Consider the following 22,798-nt stretch of genomic DNA (forward strand, 5'->3'; position numbering starts at 1 on the left):
GTGCCGCAAGTGCGGCCAGCACCCGATGAGCCGGAGGGAGCGGCTTGCTATAGTGCGAACACTTGCGGTCTTCAGGGCCGCCCACCCGGCGCCCCGGAATCGGGCCTGCCGGACTGCCACCGCAGCAACCCGGAGGCCTTGTGAGTCGTCATTTTGGTTGGATCGTGACCCTGATCGTGCTGGGTATCCTGCTGTTGCTGGTGATGGTCCAGATCGACCGCCAGTGGCAACGCATGGCCTCCATGCAGAGCACCATGACCGAGCAGGCCCGGGATCTCCGTGCATTGCGGCGCAGCCTGCAGGGCCTGGAATCCGACCTTGCCTCCGGGCGCTTCGCCGGGATGGATGGCGAGCGTGCCGCGCGGGCGGACGATGTCCCCTCGGCGTTCCGGCGAGCGGCGCGGGCGGCCGAGCAGGAGGACTACGCCGAGGGTGACTGGCTGGTGCAGGCCTTTGGCACGGGCCTGGCGACCATCACGCCGTATGTCTCCTCCGATGCCTATGCCTCCGAGGTGCAGAACTACGTGCTGGAGTCGCTGGTGGTGCGCGACCCGGAGACGCTGGAGTGGCAGGGGTTGCTGGCCGAATCCTGGGAGTTCGACGATACCGGTACCGAGCTGACCTTCCGCCTGCGCCCGGGGCTGCAGTTCTCCGATGGGGAGCCGCTGACGGCCGAGGATATCCGCTTCACCTTCGATTTCCTGATGACCGACGCCATCGCGGTGCCGAGGGCGAGGGCCTTCCTGGAGAAGATCGAGGCGGTCGAGGCCGTCGACGAGCGCACGGTGCGGTTCGTGTTCGAGGAGCCATACTTCGACGCCATGCGGGTGGCGGGTGGCCTGGATGTCCTGCCGGAACACTTCTATGGGCGCTACCTGGAGGATCCGGAGACCTTCAACGAGTCGCGCGGCATCCTGCTGGGGTCCGGACCCTACCGCATGGAGGATCCGACCGGCTGGACCCCGGATGCCGGCCGTATCGAACTGGAGCGCAACCCGCGTTACTGGGGGCCGGTGGAGCCGCCGCTGGATCGTTTGGTGTGGCGGGTCATTCAGAATGACAGTGCGCGTCTGACCACCTTCCGCAATCGGGATATCGACGTCTACGGGGCGCGCCCGCGCGAGTATGCCCGGTTGCGCGACGACGAGGCCCTGCGCGAGCGCGCGGATACCCACGAGTACATGAGCCCCACGGCCGGCTATTCGTACATTGCCTGGAACCAGCAGCGCGATGGCGAGCCGACGCGTTTCGCCGATCCGCGGGTGCGCCAGGCGATGAGCTACCTGACCGACGTTGACCGGCTGATCGAGGAGGTCATGCTGGGGTATGCGGAGCGCGCGATCTCCCCGTTTTCACCGCGCAGCGATCAGCACAATCCGGATCTCGATCCGATCCCCTATGATGTCGAGCGCGCCCTGGAGCTGCTGGCCGAGGCCGGCTTCCGCGAACGCAATCGCGATGGCGTTCTGGTCAACGAGGACGGCGAGCCGTTCTCCTTCGAGTTGTCGTATTTCCAGGACAACGAGGACACCCGCCGCATCGCGCTGTTCCTGCGCGACCTCTTTGCGCGGGCCGGGATCGAGATGCGCCCGTCGCCGACCGAGTGGTCGGTGATGCTGGAACAACTCACCCGCCAGGATTTCGATGCCATCACCCTGGGCTGGACCAGCGGTGTGGAGGTGGATATCTACCAGATGTTCCACTCCAGTCAGGTGGTTTCCGGTGGCGACAACTTCATCCACTACCAGAATCCCGAGCTGGATGCGGTGATCGAGGCGGCGCGTGGCGAGGTGGACGAGCCCGCGCGCATGGAGCTTTGGCGCGAGGCCGAGCGCATCCTGCACGAGGACCAGCCGTATACCTTCCTGATGCGGCGCCAGACCCTGGCCTTCATCGACCGACGCATCCAGAACCTGGAGCAGACCGCGCTGGGGCTCAACCTGGGGGCGGTGCCGCTGGAGATCTACGTCCCGTTCGAATCGCAACGGTACGGGCAGTAGCCGGCGATGCCCATGGAAGCTGAAGCGGCAGGGGAGCGCCGCACGCGATGCTGACCTACATCCTGCGCCGCATGCTGCTGATGGTGCCGACCCTGTTCGGGATCACCGTGGTCGTGTTTGCGGTGATGGCGGCCGCACCCGGTGGGATCAGCGCCCTGACGCTGGTCGAAGGCCAGGGCCTGGAGCCCCAGGCACAGAAGGCGATGGAGGACTACTACAACCAGCTCTACGGGCTGGATCAGCCGGCCCCGGTGCAGTTCGGGCGCTGGCTGAACAACATCTCGCCGATCGGATTTGCCCAGGACGCGGACGGCTCGCTCACCGGCTGGCCACACTTCAAGGTCCCCAATCTGGGCACCAGTTTCCGCTATGGCCGGCCGGTGATCGATCTGGTGGCCGAACGCTTGCCGATCACGTTGCTGCTGAACGTGCTCTCCATCCCGCTGATCTACATCGTCGCGGTTGCGGTGGGGGTGCGCGCGGCCACCCAGCATGGCCAGGCCTTCGATTCGCAGTCTGGCGTCGTGCTGCTGGCCCTGTGGTCGGTGCCGACCATGCTGGCCGGCGTGTTGCTGATCGGCTTCTTTGCCTCCGACCAGTTCTGGCAGTGGTTCCCCACCGGGGGGCTCAGCCAGCGCGCGGCGCTGGACATGACTTTCCTGCCCACGGTGGAGGTGGTCTGGGCGTTGCCGTTGTTGCTGATACTGCCGTTTCTGGGGGTGGCGCTGGGGATCTACCTTGCGCGCTACCTGCCCGCCCGTATCCGCGGCGGGGTCGGGGCAGCACTCGGGGCCGTCTGCGGCTGGCTGATGTTCCGCGATCTGGCACCGGCCGGGATGGTCAGTACCGCAGTGGCCGTGCTTCTCGGGGGCGGAGTGGGCTGGATGATGGCGCACAGTGATTGGGGCGTCCTGCGCGGGTTTTATCTGGGCACCCTGGGGCTGGGTGCCGGGCTGGCGCTGGCGCTGGGCCTGGCGCCGGGCCATATGGTGCCGGGCTTCCTGCTGGACCGGGCCTGGCACCTGGTGTTGCCAGTGCTGTGCCTGTCCTACGGCGGGCTGGCATTCCTGGCCAAGCTTTCGCGTTCGGCGGTGCTGGAGAACCTGACCTCGGATTACGCGCGTACGGCGCGCGCCAAGGGGGTGGCCGAGCACGACGTGCTGTGGCGTCACGTGTTCCGCAATTCCCTGCTGCCCCTGATCACCGTGTCGGCCACGCTGCTGCCCTCGCTGCTGGCCGGCTCGGTGATCGTGGAGGCGATCTTCTCCATTGATGGCATGGGCAAGCTGGCGGTGGAGGCCGTGCAGACGCGCGACCGCGAGCTGGTGCTGTCGATTACCCTGATCTCGGGCGTGCTGACCCTGGTGGGCTATCTGCTGGCGGATCTGGCCTACGCCATCGTCGATCCGCGGGTGAGCTATGACTGAGACCGCGCACAACGCGCAGCAGGCGGATCGCCGCAGCCGTTCCTGGGCCCGGCGCGTGGTGGGCGAGATCCTGCTGCGCTGGGGTGCCCGCCTCGGGATTGGCTGGATCGCGCTGCTGACCCTGGTCGCGGTCCTTGCGCCAGTGCTGGCGAATTCCCACCCGCTGCTGGTGCAGACCGCCGACGGCACGTGGGCGCTGCCGTTTCTGCGCTACCTGACGGCGGCGGACGTCACCCTGTTTGGTTTGCTGGTGCTGGCTCTGATCTTCTGGCGTCTGCCTGGGCGGCCGTGGCGGCGCTTCGGTCTCTGGGCGGTGCTGGGCGCGGTGCTGGGCGTGGTGGCCTGGCAGACGGTGTCGCCGCCGTCGCTGGTGATTCACGAGCAGTACCGCGAGGCCGAGGTGATGGGCGAGTATCAGCGGGTAATCCGTGCGCCGATCCCGTACTCGCCGCGCGACTACCTGCGCGATTACGCCGATACCGGGCTGGAGGCCCCGCGCGAGTCCCCGGATCGGGTGCACTGGTTCGGTACGGACGATACCGGCGCCGACGTGCTCTCGCGCATGATCCACGCCACGCGCATCGCGCTGTCCATAGGCTTCATCGCGACCGGGATTGCGCTGGGGATCGGGGTGATCCTGGGTGGGCTGATGGGCTATTTCTCGGGGATCGTGGACATGATCGGGATGCGCCTGGTGGAGATCTTCGAGGCCATCCCGACGCTGTTCCTGCTGTTGACCTTCGTCGCCTTCTTCGGCCGTTCGCTGTACCTGATGATGCTGATCATCGGCCTGACCTCATGGTCCGGCTACGCCCGTTATGTGCGTGCCGAGTTCCTGCGCCTGCGCCAGCAGGACTTCGTGCAGGGGGCCATCGCCTCGGGGCTGTCGCTGCCGTCCATCCTGTTCCGGCACATGCTGCCGAACGGCATCGCCCCGATCCTGGTCGCGGCCAGTTTTGGCGTCGCCTCCGCGATCCTCGCCGAGGCGACCCTGTCGTTCCTCGGCCTCGGACTGGTGGATGACCCCTCCTGGGGCCAGATGCTGAACCAGGCGGTGCAGAGCTCCACCTTCAACTGGTGGATGGCGGCCTTCCCCGGGGGCGCGATCTTCCTGACCGTGTTCGCCTACAACCTCATCGGCGAGGCCCTGCGTGACGCAGTGGACCCGCATGCCCGCTCCGCGGCGCGCACCGCCAATCGCGATGATGGTGCACGCCCGGCGGCCGGTGCCACCAGCGCCACCAGTGGCGGGGTGCGTTGACCATGCTGGAGGTGCGCAATCTGCAGATTCGCCACCGCGACGGCGAGGCGGCGCTGGTGGAGGATGTGAGCTTCGCCATCCGCGAGGGCGAGCTGTTTGCCCTGGTCGGGGAGTCGGGCTCCGGCAAGTCGATCACGGCGCTGGCCATCATGCGTCTGCTGGATGCGGGCTTCGAAAGGCCCTCGGGCGAGGCCTGGCTGGCCGGACGCGAAGGCCGCCAGGAGTTGCTGGGGCTTCCCAGCGCGGTGATGCAGCATGTGCGCGGCGACCGCGTCGGCATGATCTTCCAGGAGCCGATGACCTCCCTGAACCCGGTGCTGAAGGTGGGCGATCAGATCGAGGAGGTGCTGCGCCTGCATCGCCCGCAGATGAGTCCGGAGCAGCGCGCGGCGCGCACCCTCGAGGTCTTGAGCGAGGTGCAGTTGCCGAACCCCGAACAGCGCCGCGACGAGTACCCGCACAAGCTCTCCGGCGGCCAGCGCCAGCGGGTGATGATTGCCATGGCCCTGGTCGCCGAACCGGATCTGCTGATCGCGGACGAGCCGACCACCGCGCTGGACGTAACCATTCAGGCCGAGATCCTGAAGCTGATCGACCACCTGCGCGAGAAGAACGGCATGGCGGTCCTGCTGATCACCCACGACTTCGGCGTGGTGGCCTCGGTGGCTGATCGCGTGGCGGTGATGCGCCAGGGGCGCCTGGTGGAGCAGGGGGAGTGCCTGCCGCTGTTGCGCGCTCCGCAGGACGCCTACACCCGCAAGCTGATCCAGGCGCTGCCGGAGAACCTGCCACCGCTGCCGCCGGTGCCGGGCGCGGGGCGCGAAGCGCTGTTGCAGGTGTCCGGCCTGCAGGTGCACTTCCCGGTGCTGAAGGGCCTAATGCGTCGCCAGGTGGATGTGGTGCGGGCGGTGGATGACGTCAGTTTCGAGCTGGAGAATGGCGAGGTGCTGGCCGTGGTGGGGGAGTCCGGCTGTGGCAAGACCACCCTGGGCCGCGCGATCCTGCGCCTGATCGAGCCGACCGGTGGCGAGATCCGCTACCGGGGCGAGTCGTTGACCCACATGGCACGCAAGCCGTTGCGCCGGCTGCGGCGGCACCTGCAGGTGGTGTTCCAGGACCCGGCCTCGTCGCTGAACCCGCGCCTGAACGTGCTGACGCTGCTGACCGAGCCGATGGCGGTGCATGGCATCGGCGCCAATCAGGACGAGCGAATCGCCCTGGCCGGGAAGGTGCTGGATCAGGTGGCGTTGCCGGAGGACACCCTGTGGCGCTATCCGCACGAGTTCTCCGGTGGTCAGCGCCAGCGTATCGCGATCGCGCGGGCCCTGGTGCTGGACCCGGACGTAATCATCTGCGACGAGGTGACCAGCGCGCTGGACGTATCCGTCCAGGCAGAGGTGCTGCAGATCCTGGGCCGGCTACGCGCGGAGCGACGTCTGGCGATGATCTTCATCACCCACGACATGGGCGTGGTCGAGTACTTCTCCGACCGCATGCTGGTGATGCACGACGGGCGCATGGAGGAGATCGGCGCTACCGCCGAGGTGCTGGCCAATCCGCAGGCCGACTACACCCGCCACCTGCTGGATGCCGTGCCGCGCGTCTCGCGTTATCTGTAAGCCCGCCCGCGCTGTGCGGTGCATGGCCGCCGTCTGGCGGTTGCGGGTCGCTTACCGTAGCGAATCCTTTCCTGGTGTTCTCTGCGTGTGTTCCGTGCCCTGTGCGGTGAACAACGGCCTTTCCGCTCTGCTGACCCGTGTGGGGTCGATCTACTTCTGGCAGGCGGGGCAGTAGCTACTGGCGCGCTGGCCGATGCGGCGCGTGCGCAATACCTCGGCGCAGACCGGGCAAGGCTCGCCGGCGCGGCCGTAGACGCGCAGCGACTGGCGGAAGTAGCCGTGGGTGCCGTCCTCGTGCAGGAAGTCGCGCAGGGTGGTCCCGCCCTGTTCAATGGCCGCCGCCAGCACCGCCTTGATGTGGCTTGCCAGGCGCTCGTATTCGGCGCGCGTGACGCGTCCGGCCGCGCGCCCGGGCCGAACGCCGGCGAGGAACAGGGCCTCGGTGGCGTAAATGTTGCCTACTCCCACTACGATGGCCTGGTCCATGATGAAGGCTTTGACCGGGCCCCGGCGGCCGCGGCTGCGGCGGGACAGATAGTCGCCGTTAAATTCGGGGTCCAGGGGCTCCGGGCCGAGGTTGGCCAGCAAGGTGTGGGATAAGCCGCCCTCGGGGAGCGGCAGGCAACAGCCGAAGCGGCGCGGGTCGTGCAGGCGAACCTGGTAGCCGTTGTCCAGGTGCAGGGTCAGGTGATCGTGCCGGCGCAGCGGCGTCTCGGGCGTGCAGTGGCGCAGGCTCCCGGACATCCCGAGATGCAGCAGGAGGCCCGTACGATCGGTCTCCAGCAACAGGTACTTGGCGCGCCGGGTCAGGCTGCGGACCCGGGCGCCGGCCAGTTGCTGCACCAGCTCCGGCGGCACCGGCCAGCGCAGGCGCGGCTCGCGGACCTCGAAGGCCGTGATGCGGCGCCCGGCCAGCAGGGGGGCGAGCCCGCGCCGGGTGGTCTCGACCTCGGGCAGTTCAGGCATGCACGCCCTCGATTTCCAGCAGCAGCTCGCGCCGGCAGACGTCGCCGCGGACCCACTGGACGATCGGCCCCGGATGGGCGTCGTGGTAGTGCTCGGCGAGGACCGCGGCGACCTTGGGCCGGTCTTCCGGATGTCGCAGGTAGACGCGCAGCCAGGCCGGGCGTGGCAGTTCGTGGCCGGCGGTGTCATGCAGGGACCGCAAGTTGGCCAGGGTCTCGCGTGTCTGGGCGACGACGTCGTCGGGGTGACGGCTCTCGTGGCCGACGATGCTGGCGGTGCCGGAGAGCAGGATGAGTGGGCCGTCCGCGGTTTCCAGGCGGGTCGCGCGGGCGAAGGTCGGGCTCTTCGGGCTGTAGCGCGCCGGGTAATGATAGGCGCTGACCTGACGCGGGTTCTCCAGGGACTCGGCCGGGGTGCGAGTGGCGATCAGGTAGATGACCAGCTGGCGCTGGTCGCTCCCGATGGCCGTGGCGGCGGGCATGCTGGCCAGCGGGATCTCCAGGGTCTCAAGCGCGGTGGCGCGGCCCATGCAGAAGGCCTGATAGCGTTCCAGCCCGTCCTCCTCGGCATGGATGTCGCCAAAGTAGTTCCATACGCGTGCCAAATGCTCGAAGCCGCGCGCTCGGCAGGCGGCCAGCAGTGCGCGGTAGGCGTGTTCGGTCTGCTCCCGGAGGCCGTTATCCGGTCCGCTCCAGGTCGCGAAGAGGACGTCCTTGTGCTCCAGCAGGCGGACGGGCCCCTCGTGGATCGGCGTTGGCGTGCCGCTGGCGGTCCAGTACTCGACATAGTGATCCGGCGCCAGGGGGCGCAGGCCCGGGCGGATCTCCAGGTGGCCGGGCCCGCTGTCGATCCCGGCGGGTTCGCGCAGCCGGATGTGCATTCCCGTTTCGGGGCCGGCGGCGGCTTCCGGCATGAGCTGGCTGCGCAGGGTAAGGGGGGGCATCTAGTTCTCCGCCAGCGAGGCGAGCAAATCTTCGGTCCAGCGTACGGCCTCCAGGTAAAGGCGGCTGGAGACCGGCGCCGGGACCGGGGCATTCGTGTTGTCCAGCGGGGGTGTCGGGCCTTCGAAGGCGGCGATGGTCGCCAGCAGCGGTGCCAGCGGTCCTGCGCCTTCCATCAGGGCCTGTTCCATTTCGGTGGACAGGTGGAGTTCGCCCAGGATGTGTCGCAGCGGTACCCCCAGCACGCGATCCATCCCGGAGAGCATGCCGAGGGTGAAGTAGCGTTCGCACTCCTCGGGGTGCAGGCCCAGGGCGCGCGCCATCAGCATGCCCATACGGGCACGGATCATGACCTGCTCGAGCCCGTGGGTGGGATTGCCGGTACCACGCAGTACCATCAGCATCGCCAGGCGTTTGATGCGCCCCTGGCCCAGGCGCAGGATCGCGTTGTAGAGCGAATCGGTCGGGCGAGAGCCGCGATAGGCCGGGCTGTTGGCGATGCGCAGCAGCTGGATCGCGAGCCCGGGCTCGGCGGCGATCAGTTCCTCCAGCTCGGCCGGCGTCGGATCCGGCGCCTGTAGCGCCCGCAGGAGGCGCAGCAGGGCCACTTCCAGGCTCTCCAGGCGCTGCCCCTCGATCACGTGGGGGAAGGACAGGTGAAAGCCCTGGAACAGGCTGAAGCCAAGGGCCTGGCAGCGAGCATAGGCCTCGGCCGTTTCGACCTTCTCGGCCAGCAGTTCCACGTCGAAGGCGCCCAGGGTGGTGACTTCCTGTTCCAGGCGCTGGCCGCCCAGGGCGAGCACATCGAGCTTGACCAGATCCGCCAGTTCGACCAGCTCGGAATGGCTCTCCTGAAACTGGTAGTCATCCAGTGCGATGCGAAAGCCCCGGCCCTTCAGTCGGCGTACCGCGGCGATGACCTCGGCGTCGATCTCGATATCCTCGAGGATCTCCAGCACTACCTGTTCCGGTGGCAGGCTGGTGATGACCTCGTGTTCGAGAAAGCCGCGGGTGAGATTGACGAAGGCCAGGTGTTCGCCGACCAGGTGTTGGAGACCGATGTCGATGAAGGCGCTGCGCAGGAGATCGGAGGTGGCCAGGTCGCCGTCGGTGACCGAAGCGGCATCCAGGTGCCCAGCGCGAAACAGGAGCTCGAAGCCGACCAGATTCTCCTGATCGTCAAAGATGGGTTGCCGGCCGACAAAAATTGGTTGCATGCTTGCGCTAGGGAAACACTGATTAATGTACACGCTCGCGCTCGAGTCGCTTTGGTGTGCGAACAAGACGCGGCGACTGCCGTGCGGTCACTCTGCACAAGGGAGCCGCAACGCCGTGCGCACGCCCGTTTTCGTCAACAACGGGCGTGCGAGCCTCGGCGTTCAATAACTTGCGGGGTTGGCGCGCCAGGTTCCCCGATCCTGCGTTGCGCCGCTTGCGGGTGGAGTCACTCCCCGCTGCACGACGCGCCGGGTCTCGGAAAACCTGGGGTACCAACGCGAGCGTGTACATTAATCAGTGTTTCCCTTGGTCAAAAACGGATGGGCGGCCACGACTGCGTGCGGCAGGCCGGCTCGGGAGGGACATAAGCACCATGGATTCGATTGATGCGCCATTTGGAGAAGTCGTGGAGTTGCGCCAGATCCTGCACGACTCGGGGGTCCCGCTGCTGCGGGTTATTATCCGCGATGGCGGGCGTTATACCAAGATCGAACTGGACCCGGCGACGGCTCACCGCTGGGGCCGCGTGATGACGCGCTGGGCAGAAACCGCCGCCGAGGGGGCCGCGACGCCAGGGGATGGCGGGCAGCCGGATCCGGTCTGAGCCCGCGTCAACGGGGGATATGGCTGGATGCAGACGCGCTCGAGATGATCTCGAGCGCCGACCGGGCGCGTTGAGCGAGGCGTGGCCGAGCCCCATGAGCCGAGTGGCAAGTGGGAAACGGTGCGTTAACGCGAATGCGTTTTCCGGTACGGACCGCGCGCGCCAACACAAAAAAGGCCCGGAACCGCGTTGGCGGGCCGGGCCTTTTTTCGCCTGTTGTCAGGCAATCGAGCCGATGGGCGCGATTACTTGATCTTGGCTTCTTTGTACATCACGTGTTTGCGGACGACGGGATCAAACTTCTTGATCTCCATCTTCTCGGGCATGTTCCGCTTGTTCTTGGACGTGGTGTAGAAGTGCCCGGTGCCGGCGGAGGACACCAGGCGGATCTTGTCGCGTGCGGACTTGGCAGCCATCGTGAAGCCTCCTTAGACCTTTTCACCGCGGGCACGGCAGTCCGCCAGGACCGCGTCGATGCCGCGCTTGTCGATAATTCGCATGCCCTTGCAGCTAAGGCGCAGGCGTACGAAGCGGTTCTCGCTCTCCACCCAGAAACGGTGGAAATGCAGATTGGGCAGGAAGCGCCGCCGCGTCTTGCGGTGAGCGTGAGAAACGTTGTTACCGGTCGCCGGGCGTTTGCCGGTCACCTGACATACTCGGGCCATCGGGGGACTCCGGAATTTGGGTCTACCAGAAAGACGGCGGACTATAGCGTAGCCCCGGGGCGGGTGCAAGGGAGGCGCTGATCAATTCGGGAACATTCGCGGCGGCTTTGGAGCAGGACGCCGCGTCCCGAAAGGCCAATCGGTTCGAGTGTGAACGTGAACGATCCGGTTAGCGGTTGTTTGCTCGCTTGAGGGCCGCTCGCTCATCGGTCTCCGGGCACAGGCCGGGAACGAGGCCTCGGTCGTGGGCCCAGGCGATAATCTCCTCCAGCGGCATCGGGCGGGCGATGCCGTAGCCCTGAGCCGCGTTGCATCCGTAGTCGCGCAGCCGCGCCAGGGTGGCCGCGTCCTCGGCCCCCTCGGCGACCACCTTGAGGCCCAGATCCCGGGCCAGGCTGATGCTGGCGCGGGTAATCTGCTCGTCGACCGGGTGCTCCAGCATTTGCCGTACAAAGGCCTGATCGATCTTGAGAGTCGTCACCGGCATACGTTTGAGGTATGCCAGCGACGAATAGCCGGTGCCGAAGTCGTCGATGGCGAGTTCCAGTCCGGACTCGGTCAGGCGACGCAGGGCCCGGATCACCTCGTCCGGGTCCGCCATCAGGGCGGTCTCGGTGAACTCGAGTTCCAGGGCGCAGGGTGGAAGCCCCGAGACGCGAACCTTCTCCAGCAGGCGATCGGCAAATCCGGGGTCGAGGAAGTTGCGCGCCGAGATGTTCACGCTGACCGGCATGTCCAGGCCTTCGACGCGCAGGCGGGCGATGTCGGCCAGTGCGAGATCAAGGACCCGGTCGGTGAGGCTGTGGATCAGTCCGGTGCGCTCGGCCGGCGGGATGAACTGGTCGGGAGCGATGCGGCCGCGAACCGGGTGTTTCCAGCGTAGCAGGGCCTCCAGGCCCATCACCTGATCGCTCGCGAGATTGACCTTCGGCTGGTAGTGCAGGCTTAGCTGGCCGTCGTCCAGTGCGCTTTGCAACTCGCCCAGGAGTTCCACGGTGTACAGGCTGTGCTCGTTGCTGCGGCGGTTGTAGCTGCGATAGCGGCGCCCCGAGTGACTGGCCTCGTGCATCGCCATCCAGGCCTTGGTCAGCAGTCGGGAGGGTTCATCCTGTTCGTGAAAGGGGAAGGAGGAGACGCCCGCGTGGGCCCCGAGGTAGACCGGGATCTCGAAGACCTCGAAAGGTGTTTGCAGGCATTCGATTGCGGCGCGTGTGACGGCGAGTGTCTCTTTGCGGCTGCGGTGGGGCAGGATCAGGGCGAAGTGATCGTCGTGGATGTGGAACACGGACGCCCCGGCGGGCTCGGCCACTGCCTGCAGGCGCTCGGCAATGGACCGCAGCAGGGGGCGCTCGGCGGCGAAGCCCAGGGCGCCAATGCTGTCCGGGTAGTTGTCCATCTGCAGGCTGATGACGAACACGCGGGTGGCCGCGGCGTGCGGGGCGTCGGCCTGGGTCATCAGTTGCCGGGCATACTGCTCGAGCGACTCGCGATTGGGCAGGCCGGTCACGGGGTTGTTGTAGGCCTGTTCCAGAAGCCGTTCCGAGTGGCGGCGCAGGGTGTCGAACAGCCAGCCGGAGAATCCCCCGAGGACGATGTAGATGCCGGTGCGCGTGAGCCAGTTCAATGCGGGTTGAGCCGCCCCGGTGGCGGTATCCAGGGGCATGAACGGACCCAGGAGCAACCCCGCCAGCAGCCCGAAGGCCAGCCCGCCCCACAGCCCGAACAGGGCGGCCCCCAGCAGCACCGGGATGAGGATGAAGTTGAGGTAGGCAGTGGAGGTGCCGCCGGTCTCGTATACGATCAGCGCGACCAGCGCCATCAGGAGCGGGACGGCAGCGGCCCCGGCGAGTCGCCAGCCTCCGGGGATCCCCTGTGAGCGGGCATGTGACCAGGTGGAAAACGGGGTCGGCGCCATTCCGGTTCCTTCGGTTTGTGCCATTCGGGTGCCGCCACGGTTATCGACGTAGTGGGCCGGTTTGCGTGCAGGGTCGGGAATCGCCGCGTCGCGAGAAGTGGTCGCTGTTGCCGGTCGCGGGGGCTTGGTAGCATTCCTCGACCAGGGTTTCCCTGATTGTCTGGAACCTTCTACTTGGCGGAGCGGCATGGCCGATCGGCGTTTGCAGGTCTTTCTTACGGTGGCACGGTTGCTGTCCTTCACCCGCGCCGCCGAGGTGCTGCATATGACGCAGCCCGCGGTCACCTTTCAGGTGCGCCAGTTGGAGGAACAGCTGGATACCCGACTGTTCGACCGCAACCACAATCGAGTCACCCTGACTGATGCCGGACGGCTGGTACAACGATATGCCGAACGCATCTTTGACACCTATGGCGAGATGGAGGCCGCGCTACGCGAGTTGAAGGGCGCGGACGGCGGGGCGTTGGTGATCGGCGCCAGTACCACGGTGGCGGAATACATGCTGCCGGCGCTGCTGGGTGCATTCCGCCGCGAGCATCCGGATATCGGCATTCGCCTGCGGGTGGGCAATACCGAGAATGTCGTGGTGATGGTCGAGGAGGGCAGTGTCGATCTCGGCATCGTCGAGGCCCCGGTGACCCACCGTAGCTTGCAGGTCCAGCCCTGTCTGGTGGACCAGCTGCGGCTGATCGTGCCGCCGGAACACGAGCTGGCCCGGCGCGACACGGTGACCGTCGCCGACTTCATCGAACGCCCATTCATATGCCGCGAGGAGGGTTCCGGGACCCGCGAGGTCATCATGGAGTACCTTGGGCGCGCCGGATACGACCGCAGCAGTCTGCGCGGCTGCATGGAACTGGGCAGCCCGGAGGCGATCAAGGGCGCGGTGGTGGCCGGCATGGGGGTCTCGGTGCTGTCCGAGGCGGTGGTGGCGAAGGAGCTGGCCCTTGGCGAGCTGGTGGCGTTGCCGCTGTCGCCGCCGCTGGAACGGCCGATCTCGCTGGTGCACGCGCGGCAGAAGTTCCGCGTACCCACGCTGGAGGTGCTGATGCAGTTCCTGCGCGGGTACTGCACCGGTCAGCGTCCGCTCGCCCCCGCATCAGAACTCAAACAGGATTGACGTGACATGAAGAACTACTGCGTGGTGCAGCATACCTATTCCGAGTTTCTCGGCCTGATCGAGTCGCAGCTGGAGAAGCGCGACATCGGCTTCTCCTACTACCGACCGTTCGTGGGTCAGGACCTGCCGGGCTCCGCGGCCCAGTTCGACGGGCTGTGGCTGCTGGGCGGCGCCTGGCCGACGGCGGATCACGAGGAGAATCCGCAGGTCCCGGACGAGCTGTCGCTGATCGATATCTTCCGCCGCTCGAAGCGTCCGGTGGTGGGCGTCGGTATGGGCGGGCTGCTGGTGGCCGAGCAGGCCGGTGGCACGGCGCACGAGGACCCGATGTACCGCGCCCGCTTCGTGACCGCGCACAAGACCGCGGCCGGGGAAGGCGACGCACTGGCCGAGGCCCTGGATGGCCGGCGGGTGCTGCAGCTGGTCAACGGCCGCGTCGACCTGCCGGAGGACGTGCAGCCGATCCTGGTGGACGACGACGGCGACTGGCTGGCGATCCGGCCGGACGAGCTGACCTATGGCATGCTGTTCCGACCCGAGGTGAAGCCCGGGATGCTCGAGGACATCATCATGGAGGCGCGGCACAATCCGCCGCCGAACATGGGCGAGCTCCTGGGCGAGGCGCGCATGGAATGGGGCGAGATGCAGAAGGTGACCGAAGACGTGCTGGTGGCCCTGGTGAAGACGCTGGGCCTGATGCAGGAACGCCGCAAGATGCCGGTGTTCAGCCTGAAGATCGAGGACGAGGGATGATCCCACCCCTGGGCATGGGCAACGAGGGGGGCCTGTCCGGGGGCGATCTCGGGTCGGTGCTCGGCGGTGCGCGCAAGAAGGGCCGGGAGGACCCGGCCAAGGCGATCGCCGAGATCGCCGCGCGGCTGTCGACCGAGGATCAGGCCAGCCTGCTGAAATTCGCCCGTTTTCTGGAGCAGGAGTCGCCGGCCCCAGCGCCGGAACCGGTCCCCGAGCCGGAGCCGATCCCGCGTCCGGAGAGCGAGTCCGTCATCAAGGCGATGCGCCGGCTTTCCGCGACCTATCCCATGCTGGATCGCTCCAAGCTGCTGAACGAGACCTCGGCCCTGATGGGGCAGCACGTGATGCAGGGGCGCCCGGCGGTGGAGGTGATCGACGAGCTGGAGGGGGTCTTTCGTGCCCACTACGAGAAGGCCGTCGTCCAGGATCCGGCCCGCCAGGCGAATCCCGATAACGGAGGGGAGTCGGGGGAACCCTCGCGATGATCGATATCCTGCGCCAGTGGTACCAGCGCCATTTCACCGACCCGCAGGTGGTGATCCTGGCGTTTCTGCTGCTCGCGGGATTCCTGATCATCGTCTTTGCCGGGCGTATCCTGGCGCCGCTGCTGGCCTCGCTGATCATTGCCTACCTGCTGGAGGGGGCGGTGCGCAAGCTGGTCTTTTTGCACATCCCGCGCATCCTCGCGGTCACCCTTGTGCTGTTGGCCTTCCTGGCGCTGACGGTGGCGGCGCTGTTCAGCGTGGTGCCGCTGATGTCGGCCCAGGTGACCCAGCTGGTGCGCGAGCTGCCGGGGATGATCTCCGAGGGCCAGAACCTGCTGTTGCAGTTGCCCGAGCGTTACCCGCAACTGATCAGTGACGATCAGGTGTTCGAGCTGATGGGGGCCATTCGCGCCGAGGCGACCCTGCTGGGGCAACGCGTGGTGTCGTTCTCGCTGTCCTCGGCACGGCACCTGGTGGACGTGGTGATCTACCTGATCGTGGTCCCGCTGATGGTGTTCTTCATGTTGAAGGACCGCGATCTGATCCTGAACTGGATCCGCGGCTTCATGCCCCAGGACACCCACCTGGCCAGCGAGGTCTGGACCGAGGTGAATCTGAAGATCGCCAGCTACGTGCGCGGCAAATTCATCGAGATCGTGATCGTCTGGGCGGTCACCTTCCTTACCTTCAACTGGTTCGGGCTGGAATACGCCGTGCTGTTGTCGTTCATGGTGGGCATCTCGGTGATCATTCCGTACATCGGCGCGGCCGTGGTGACCATCCCGGTGGCGGCGGTCGCATACTTCCAGTTCGGTCTGAGCTCCGAGTTCGCCTGGGTACTGATTGCCTACGGGGTGATCCAGTTCATCGACGGCAACGTGCTGGTGCCGCTGCTGTTTTCGGAGGTCGTCAACCTGCACCCGGTGGCGATCATCGCCGCGGTGTTCGTGTTCGGCGGCATCTGGGGGCTTTGGGGGGTATTCTTTGCCATCCCGCTGGCGACGCTGGTACATGCGGTGATCAAGTCCTGGCCGCGCGCCCAGCGGCCGCCGCCGGAGTCCTCTGGAGAGCCGGCGGCCGCCGCGGCCGAAGCCGCCACCAAGTAGCCCGACATCCCTGATCGCCGGCCCGCCCGTGTGCGGGTTCGGCGGTCTGCCCGTGACATCAAGAACAAGAAGAACGCATGACCGGAACCGAGATCCTGATGAACGTGACGCCCCAGGAGAGCCGAGTGGCCCTGGTGGAGAATGGCGTCCTGACCGAACTGCACCTGGAGCGCGCCCGCCGCCGCGGGATCGTGGGGAACATCTACAAGGGCCGGGTGGTGCGGGTACTGCCGGGCATGGATGCGGCCTTCGTCGATATCGGGCTGGAACGCACGGCCTTTCTGCATGCCTCCGACGTGGCCCCGGTGGAGCGCGAGGAGCTCAATGGCAACGGCCCGTCTGCCAGCGACGCCCCTGCGGCGCCCGTGGCCGGCGGCAATGGCACTGGCACGCCGGCCCCGGTGGTGCGCGAGGGTATCCGCGAGCTGCTGCGCGAGGGGCAGGAGGTCCTGGTGCAGGCAGTCAAGGACCCGCTGGGCTCCAAGGGCGCGCGGCTTACCACCTATATCACCCTGCCGTCGCGCAATCTGGTGCTGATGCCGAACCAGTCCAATGTCGGTGTGAGTACGCGCATCGAGGACGAGGGCGTGCGCGCACGGCTGCGTGCATCCATCGAGCAGTTGCGTGACGAGCTGGCGCCGCAGCACGGCTTTATCGTGCGCACGGCCGCAGAGCTGGCCGACCACGAGGCCATGTATAACGACACGGCGTTCCTGAAGAAGGTCTGGGATACCCTGCAGGAGCAGGCTGTCGGAGCCCCGCCGGGGACCGAGGTCTACGCCGATCTGCCGCTGGTGGAGCGCATCCTGCGCGACATGGTGGGGGGCGATATCGAGCGTATCCGCATCGATTCGCGCGAGACCTATCAGAAGGTCTGCGGCTTCGTCGAGCGCTACCTGCCGGAGCTGATCGGCCGGATCGAACACTATCCGGGCGAGCGCCCGATCTTCGACCTGTTCAACGTCGAGGAGGAGATCCACCGTGCCCTGGAGCGCAAGGTGGAACTGAAATCCGGTGGCTACCTGATCTTCGACCAGACCGAGGCGATGACCACGGTGGACATCAACACCGGCGGTTTCGTCGGCCATCGCAAGCTCGAAGAGACCATCTTCAAGACCAATCTGGAGGCCGCGCAGGCGATCGGTCGCCAGCTGCGCCTGCGCAATCTCGGCGGGATCATCATTATCGATTTCATCGACATGCAGGACGACGAGCACAAGCGCCAGGTGATCCGCGCGCTGGAAAAGGCCCTGGAACGCGATCATGTGAAGACCCAGACCTGCGACGTGTCGCCGCTGGGCCTGGTGGAGATGACCCGCAAGCGCACCCGCGAGAGCCTGGAGCACCAGATGTGCGAGCCCTGCCAGGTGTGCAGCGGGCGTGGCTATCTGAAGTCGGCCGAGACGGTGTGCTACGAGCTGTTCCGCGAGATCCTGCGCGAGGTGCGTCAGTACGATGCGCGCGAGCTGCGCGTGCTGGCCTCGCAGAACGTGATCGACCTGTTGCTGGACGAGGAATCTGCCAGCCTGGCCGAGTTGCAGAGCTTTGTCGGCATCCCGATCCGCTTCCAGGTGGAGACGCTGTACACCCAGGAACAGTTCGACGTGGTCTTCGTCTGATCTACAAGTAGATTAAGTAGACAGGCACCCGGTCCCCGTCTCCGTCAGGGAGGAAGAGGCGCGAAGATGAATCGCCAGTGCGGACCCAGCACGGATACGGGTCCCGGTCGGCCGGGCGGGTCGGATTGCGGCTTCCCGGTGGAGAAATGAGACGCCTGTCACAACTCCTGAGGGTGGCGCTGGGCGCCTTCCTGGCGCTGGTCATCGTGATCGTGCTGCTGCGCCTGGTGCTTCCGCACTGGGATGGTCTGCACGCCTGGGTGGAGGATACCGCCAGCGAGCAGCTCGAGCGCGAGGTCACGGCCGCAGGTATCGAGCTCGGTTGGACCGGCTGGTCGCCGGCGCTGGTGGCGCGCGATGTCCGCGTGGCGATGCCGGATGGTGAACCGGTCGCCATCGACCACCTCGGGGTCGCGCTGAGCGTCGGGGCCAGTCTGCGCAGTCGCCATCCATCCTTCACAGTGCACGTTCGGGGCGTCGAGCTGCGCCTGGTACGCCACGCCGACGGACGCTTTTCCCTGCACGGTCGCGAGCTTGGCATGGGCGAGGGCCGCTTGTTCACGCTCCCCGTGGAGCAGTGGCCGGATGTCGAGGCCGAGGCCATTCGGTTGGTCTGGGACGATCGCAGCGCCGGCCTGGAGTCCGATGCGTGGCTGGACCGGGCCGCCCTGCGCACGGCGCATGACGGGTCGCTGCGGATGCACCTCGAAGGGGTGCTGGATGGCGAGGCCGCGGGCGGGCACTTCGAATTGGGGCTGAAGGCCCCCGCAGCGGATTTGCGTGATGCGCGCTTCTTCCTGCGGGCCGATGCGGTCGACCTGACCGCCTGGCAGCCGTGGCTGGCCTACCTCGGCTGGCCCGCGCCCGAGGGCACGGCCGCGCTGCGTCTGTGGGGCGCGCTCGACGAGGGGCGCATGGCCTGGCTGCGTGGGGAGCACGAAACCACCCTCAATCTGGCCGGGGAACCGGTCGGCCCGGCCATCGGACATCGTTTCGACTGGCGGGTGCAGGAGGATCGCCACCGCTCGTCCTGGAGCGGGACCCAGCCCGGGTCCGGCGATCTGCGCCTTGCCTACCGCCTGGAGGGCAAGCCGGAGGGGCTGGTGGTGGACGCGGTGGAAATGGCCGCGCGCGATCTCGAAGTGGAACCTTACGCGCCGCTGCTCACGCTGCTTCAGGATGCGGCGCCCGAGTTGGCGGAGCGGATCGCGGACCTGCATCCGCGCGGCACCCTGGACTTCGCCCGGCTGGAGGCCCGCCGCGCGGATGGCCGTCTGCAGCCTGTCTGGGCGGAGGCCGATGTGCACGACCTTGGCTGGCGCGCGGGGGATCACGGGCTTGGGGTGCAGGGTGCCTCGGGGTATATGCAATGGCGCCGTGGCGGTGTGGAATTGCTGCTGGACAGCCGCGACCTGCAGATCGACCTGCCGCGTGTGCTGGCCGATCCGGTGCCGCTGGATACGGTGCGTGGACGGCTGCGTGCCGAGCGCGATGATGCCGGACACTGGCGCCTGGCGGGCGAGGGCCTGAATGCCGCCAATGCCCATGCCGCGGTTCGCGGCCGCCTGCGGGTACTGCTGGATGGTCACGCGGCCGGACCCCGGGTCGATATTGCGATGGACATTCTGCGTGCCGACGGTGATCACACCGCGCGCTACCTGCCGCTTTACCACCTGCCGGACAACACCTACCAGTGGCTGGTGGACAGCATCGTTACGGGCACGTCCTCCGGCGGCGGCATGGCCTATCGCGGGCGCGGGAAAGACTTCCCGTTCGCCGGCGACGAGGGTGTGTTTGATCTCTGGGCGGATGTCGAGGCGGGCATCCTCGACTATCAGGAGGGCTGGCCGCGGGCCGAGGACCTCAGTGGCCGGCTCCTGTTCCACAACGCGAGCTTCCGCGCCGAGGGTGCGCGCGGGCGCATTCTGGACACCGAGGTGCGCGACACCCGGATCGGGATCGAGGACATGGAGCATGCGGTCCTCGAACTGGAAGGCACGGCAGAGGGCGATGCGGCGGATCTTCTGGCCTACCTGCGCCAGGCCGAGTTGCTGGAGGAGGCGGCCGAACTCCGTGACCAGGCGCGGCTGGACGGGCCGACCCGGCTGGGTCTGTCCCTGAACCTCCCGCTGCAGGCGGGCCGAATGGCCGCGACCCGCGTCGCCGGTGAGCTGGACCTGCGGGGTATCCGCGCCGAGGTCTCGGGCTGGCCGACCATTCTCGAGGCCGTGGAGGGACGGGTCCAGTTCGATACCGGGGATCGCGTGACGGCCGATGGGGTCACCGCGCGGGTCCACGGCGAGACGGTGACGCTGGGGGCGGACTGGCCGCTGGATGGCGAGACGGCGCGGTTGACGGCGCGCGGTCCGCAACCCCTGGCCCCGTGGCTGGAGGATTTCCCGGAGCTTGCGCCCTATCTCGACGGGGCGGCGCACTGGGATGCCCAGCTGCGCTTGGGGCCGGCGGTGGACGGGGTTCGTCTGGAGTTGCGCTCGGACCTGGTCGGGGTCGCGATCGACTGGCCGGAGCCGATCGGCAAGTCCGCGGCGGCGGCCCGCGAGCTGGAGCTGGCACTGCCGCTCGGGCATGACGGCGCCGGTATCGGCCACCTGACGCTGGGGCAGGTCCTGCGCGCACACCTGCGCCTGTCACCGGCGGCCGCGCCCGAGGACCCGGCCGTACGGGGTGCCGAGCCGCGTACGGCCGCGCGCGGGATCGGGTTGCAGGCCATGGCGCTGGAGATCGGTGCGCCCCGCGCCAGTGCCCTGGCCTTGCCGGGGGCGGGGGTCTCGGTGCGGGCGCGCCTGCCGGAGTTGGCGGTCGACCCTTGGCTCAAGGCCCTGAGCGAGGCCCCCTGGGGCGGCGATGTGGATCTGGGCGCGGCCAGCCAGAATGCCGGGGAAACCGCGGGAGCGGTCGCGTTGACCCGCCTGGAACTGGATATCCGCGACCGGATCCGCTGGGGCGAGCAGGACCTTCCCGGTGTGCGCTTTCTCGGTCGACGCGGGGATGCGGGCTGGGATCTGGAGGCCACTTCCGACTGGCTGGCGGGCGAGGCACGCTGGCGCCCGATGGGTGCGGGCGGGCACGACCGCTGGGAGGCGCATGTGCGCCACCTGGTCCTGGAGGATCTTGAGTGGGACGGCGAGCCGGACCCCGATCCCGGGGTGAACCCTGTCGCAGTCGGGGGCTTCGAGGACCCGCGCGTGTGGCCGGCCGTGGACTTGACCCTCGACAGCCTGGCGCTGGGGGATTACCGTTTCGCGGACATCGAGCTGGGGCTGGAGCCGCAGCCGAACGGACTGGTCGTCCGGGACCTGGAGCTGCGGACCCCGGAAGGTGACCTGCACGCAGACGCCGTCGGGGCCTGGCGGGTGACCACCGGTGGTCTGCCGGAGACACGCCTGGACGTGAGCCTCTCCGGCGGTGATTGGGGCCGGGCGCTCGAGTCGGCGGGGTTGTCGCGTGCGATGGTCGGGGGGAGCGGTGACGGTTCGCTGTCGCTGACCTGGCCGGGGCCGCTGTATGCCCCGCGCCTCGCGCAGCTGGCGGGCTCCATGGAACTCTCCCTGGAGGACGGGCGTCTGGCGGATGTCGAGCCGGGCGCCGGCCGCCTGCTCGGCCTGGTGAGCCTGGACGTGTTGCCGCGGCGGCTGCGGCTGGATTTCCGCGACGTGTTCACCGAAGGCCTGACCTTCAGCGAACTGACCGCGGAGGCGACACTGCGCGATGGTGATCTCTACGTGCCGGCTCTGCGCATGGAGGGTCCCTCGGCGCGCGTGCGCCTGAGTGGCCGCACCGGGCTGGTGGCGCGCGACTACGATCACGAGATCGTGGTCGTGCCCAGCCTGCGTACCGCGCTGCCGATTGTCGGGGCGCTGGTGGGCGGACCGGTGACCGGGGTCGTGGTGCTGCTTGCGGAACGCGTGCTGGGGATTGGGGATCAGATAGAAGAGGCGGCCCGTGTCGAATATTCGGTGACGGGCCCCTGGGACGACCCGCAGGTGCGCGTGCTGGTGCAACCGGCCGCAGGTGCCGAAGGGACTGATAACGACTAACGCCGGCAGGGATCGGCGTTACGGGCGCCATAACCGGCCCCGGTAACCAGATGATCGGAGCGACATGACTCAGGTAGCGGCCATCCAGATGGCCTCCGGACCCCAGCCCCAGGCGAACCTTCTGGAGGCGAAACGACTGCTGCAGGAGGCCGCCGACAAGGGCGCCCGCCTGGCCGTCCTGCCGGAGAACTTTGCCTTCATGGGCATGCAGGAGACGGACATCCTCGGGATCGCGGAGGTCGCCGATGGCGCGGGCCCGCTGCAGGCCTTTCTCGCGGAGCAGGCCCGGCGCCTGGGGTTGTGGATTGTTGGCGGGACCATCCCGCTGCAGACCCCGGACTCCGAGCGGGTGCGTTCGGCTTGCCTGGTGTTCGACGACCGCGGGCAGCAGGTGGCGCGCTACGACAAGATCCACCTGTTCGACGTGTGCCTGCCGGACAGCACCGAGGCCTATACCGAGTCCAAGGTCTTCGATCGGGGCGATCAGGTGGTGGTCGTCGATACGCCGGTCGGCCGCATGGGCCTGGCGATTTGCTACGATCTGCGCTTCCCCGAACTGTTCCGGGCCCTGCTGGACAAGAATGCGGAATGGGTCGCCCTGCCGGCGGCCTTCACCGCGCAGACTGGGCAGGCGCACTGGGACGTGTTGCTGCGGGCGCGCGCAATCGAGAACCAGTACTACATGCTCTCGGCGGCCCAGGGCGGCTTCCACGTGAACGGCCGCGAAACCTACGGCCATAGCGCGCTGGTGGACCCCTGGGGTCGGGTGGTCGGTCAGTTGCAGCGCAACCCCGGGGTACTGCTGGCGAATCTGGACCCGACCCAGGCCGCGCGCATCCGGAGCAGCTTCCCGGCAGTGGACCACCGCCGCCTGCCGTGCCCCAAAACCACCTGACCCCGCACCCTGGCCTGGGTCAGGGTGGCGATATACCCGCAACGGCCGCGCGCTTGAAAGCGAACGGCGTGCCCCAAGCTCCATACTGAAGGCCGACAGCTGCTCCCCCATGATGGACACGGAACAGCGGATTTACGGAACCCGAG

18 protein-coding genes are annotated in these 22,798 nt (G+C 67.6%); 12 read left to right on the top strand and 6 right to left on the bottom strand.

Translation table 11 applies throughout. The features are described 5' to 3' along the window. Window positions 1-140 precede the first annotated feature (140 nt). The 4 genes from F622_RS0101415 to F622_RS0101430 are packed head-to-tail and all read left to right on the top strand — an operon-like array spanning window position 141 to window position 6,307. Window positions 141-2,000, top strand: coding sequence for a peptide-binding protein (locus F622_RS0101415; protein WP_018176065.1), 1,860 nt, complete (start codon window positions 141-143; stop codon window positions 1,998-2,000). A gap of 47 nt (window positions 2,001-2,047) precedes the next feature. Continuing rightward, entirely contained in the window at window positions 2,048-3,427 is a 1,380-nt protein-coding gene (locus F622_RS0101420; protein WP_018143944.1) for an ABC transporter permease, read from the top strand. Continuing rightward, window positions 3,420-4,688 carry an ABC transporter permease gene (locus F622_RS0101425; protein ID WP_018649751.1) on the top strand — a complete coding sequence of 423 codons (1,269 nt, stop codon included), beginning with the start codon at window positions 3,420-3,422 and terminating at the stop codon, window positions 4,686-4,688. The genes F622_RS0101420 and F622_RS0101425 overlap by 8 nt, the downstream gene beginning before the upstream one ends. 2 nt (window positions 4,689-4,690) lie before the next feature. Then, window positions 4,691-6,307 (top strand): ABC transporter ATP-binding protein, encoded by a 1,617-nt coding sequence (locus F622_RS0101430; protein ID WP_018649752.1) that lies wholly within the window; start codon window positions 4,691-4,693, stop codon window positions 6,305-6,307. Between the two features lie 150 nt (window positions 6,308-6,457). On the opposite strand, the gene mutM is transcribed toward F622_RS0101430, so the two are convergent. Genes mutM through F622_RS0101445 form a run of 3 tightly spaced genes read right to left on the bottom strand, consistent with a single transcriptional unit; the run spans window position 6,458 to window position 9,431 of the window. After that, on the bottom strand, window positions 6,458-7,273 hold the full coding sequence (mutM, locus tag F622_RS0101435) for a bifunctional DNA-formamidopyrimidine glycosylase/DNA-(apurinic or apyrimidinic site) lyase (protein WP_019571183.1): 816 nt from the start codon (window positions 7,271-7,273) through the stop codon (window positions 6,458-6,460). Then, on the bottom strand, window positions 7,266-8,216 hold the full coding sequence (locus F622_RS0101440; protein WP_018649754.1) for a hypothetical protein: 951 nt from the start codon (window positions 8,214-8,216) through the stop codon (window positions 7,266-7,268). Before F622_RS0101440 ends, mutM begins: the two co-directional genes overlap by 8 nt. Continuing rightward, window positions 8,217-9,431, bottom strand: coding sequence for an EAL and HDOD domain-containing protein (locus F622_RS0101445; RefSeq protein WP_018168465.1), 1,215 nt, complete (start codon window positions 9,429-9,431; stop codon window positions 8,217-8,219). A gap of 374 nt (window positions 9,432-9,805) precedes the next feature. Here F622_RS0101445 and F622_RS0101450 point away from each other — a divergent pair, with 374 nt between their 5' ends. Beyond that, window positions 9,806-10,036 carry a hypothetical protein gene (locus tag F622_RS0101450; RefSeq protein WP_018143938.1) on the top strand — a complete coding sequence of 77 codons (231 nt, stop codon included), beginning with the start codon at window positions 9,806-9,808 and terminating at the stop codon, window positions 10,034-10,036. A gap of 245 nt (window positions 10,037-10,281) precedes the next feature. On the opposite strand, the gene rpmG is transcribed toward F622_RS0101450, so the two are convergent. The 3 genes from rpmG to F622_RS0101465 form a co-directional block, all read right to left on the bottom strand. Then, a complete protein-coding gene (rpmG, locus tag F622_RS0101455) occupies window positions 10,282-10,452 on the bottom strand; it encodes a 50S ribosomal protein L33 (RefSeq protein ID WP_017941410.1) in 171 nt (56 codons plus the stop codon). A 12-nt stretch (window positions 10,453-10,464) separates the two neighbouring features. Beyond that, entirely contained in the window at window positions 10,465-10,701 is a 237-nt protein-coding gene (rpmB, locus tag F622_RS0101460; RefSeq protein ID WP_018143937.1) for a 50S ribosomal protein L28, read from the bottom strand. A 169-nt stretch (window positions 10,702-10,870) separates the two neighbouring features. Beyond that, window positions 10,871-12,616 (bottom strand): bifunctional diguanylate cyclase/phosphodiesterase, encoded by a 1,746-nt coding sequence (locus F622_RS0101465; RefSeq protein WP_018176060.1) that lies wholly within the window; start codon window positions 12,614-12,616, stop codon window positions 10,871-10,873. Between the two features lie 187 nt (window positions 12,617-12,803). On the opposite strand from F622_RS0101465, the gene F622_RS0101470 reads away from it, so the two are divergent. The 7 genes from F622_RS0101470 to F622_RS0101500 all read left to right on the top strand — a co-directional run bounded on the left by F622_RS0101470 (window position 12,804) and on the right by F622_RS0101500 (window position 22,652). Beyond that, window positions 12,804-13,736 carry a LysR family transcriptional regulator gene (locus F622_RS0101470; RefSeq protein ID WP_018143935.1) on the top strand — a complete coding sequence of 311 codons (933 nt, stop codon included), beginning with the start codon at window positions 12,804-12,806 and terminating at the stop codon, window positions 13,734-13,736. Between the two features lie 6 nt (window positions 13,737-13,742). Further along, on the top strand, window positions 13,743-14,489 hold the full coding sequence (locus tag F622_RS0101475; protein ID WP_018143934.1) for a type 1 glutamine amidotransferase: 747 nt from the start codon (window positions 13,743-13,745) through the stop codon (window positions 14,487-14,489). After that, window positions 14,486-14,974 (top strand): hypothetical protein, encoded by a 489-nt coding sequence (locus F622_RS0101480; protein WP_019571184.1) that lies wholly within the window; start codon window positions 14,486-14,488, stop codon window positions 14,972-14,974. The genes F622_RS0101475 and F622_RS0101480 overlap by 4 nt, the downstream gene beginning before the upstream one ends. Beyond that, on the top strand, window positions 14,971-16,080 hold the full coding sequence (locus tag F622_RS0101485) for an AI-2E family transporter (RefSeq protein WP_018951100.1): 1,110 nt from the start codon (window positions 14,971-14,973) through the stop codon (window positions 16,078-16,080). The genes F622_RS0101480 and F622_RS0101485 overlap by 4 nt, the downstream gene beginning before the upstream one ends. A 77-nt stretch (window positions 16,081-16,157) precedes the next feature. After that, complete coding sequence (locus F622_RS0101490) at window positions 16,158-17,699, top strand: Rne/Rng family ribonuclease (RefSeq protein WP_018143931.1); 1,542 nt, start codon at window positions 16,158-16,160, stop codon at window positions 17,697-17,699. A gap of 146 nt (window positions 17,700-17,845) precedes the next feature. Continuing rightward, complete coding sequence (locus F622_RS0101495; protein WP_038095995.1) at window positions 17,846-21,757, top strand: YhdP family protein; 3,912 nt, start codon at window positions 17,846-17,848, stop codon at window positions 21,755-21,757. Between the two features lie 64 nt (window positions 21,758-21,821). Continuing rightward, entirely contained in the window at window positions 21,822-22,652 is an 831-nt protein-coding gene (locus F622_RS0101500; protein WP_018649757.1) for a carbon-nitrogen hydrolase family protein, read from the top strand. The last annotated feature ends 146 nt before the right edge of the window (window positions 22,653-22,798 follow it).

This window comes from Thioalkalivibrio sp. ALMg3 (assembly GCF_000381225.1).
In the GTDB taxonomy this organism is placed as follows: Bacteria; Pseudomonadota; Gammaproteobacteria; order Ectothiorhodospirales; family Ectothiorhodospiraceae; genus Thioalkalivibrio; species Thioalkalivibrio versutus.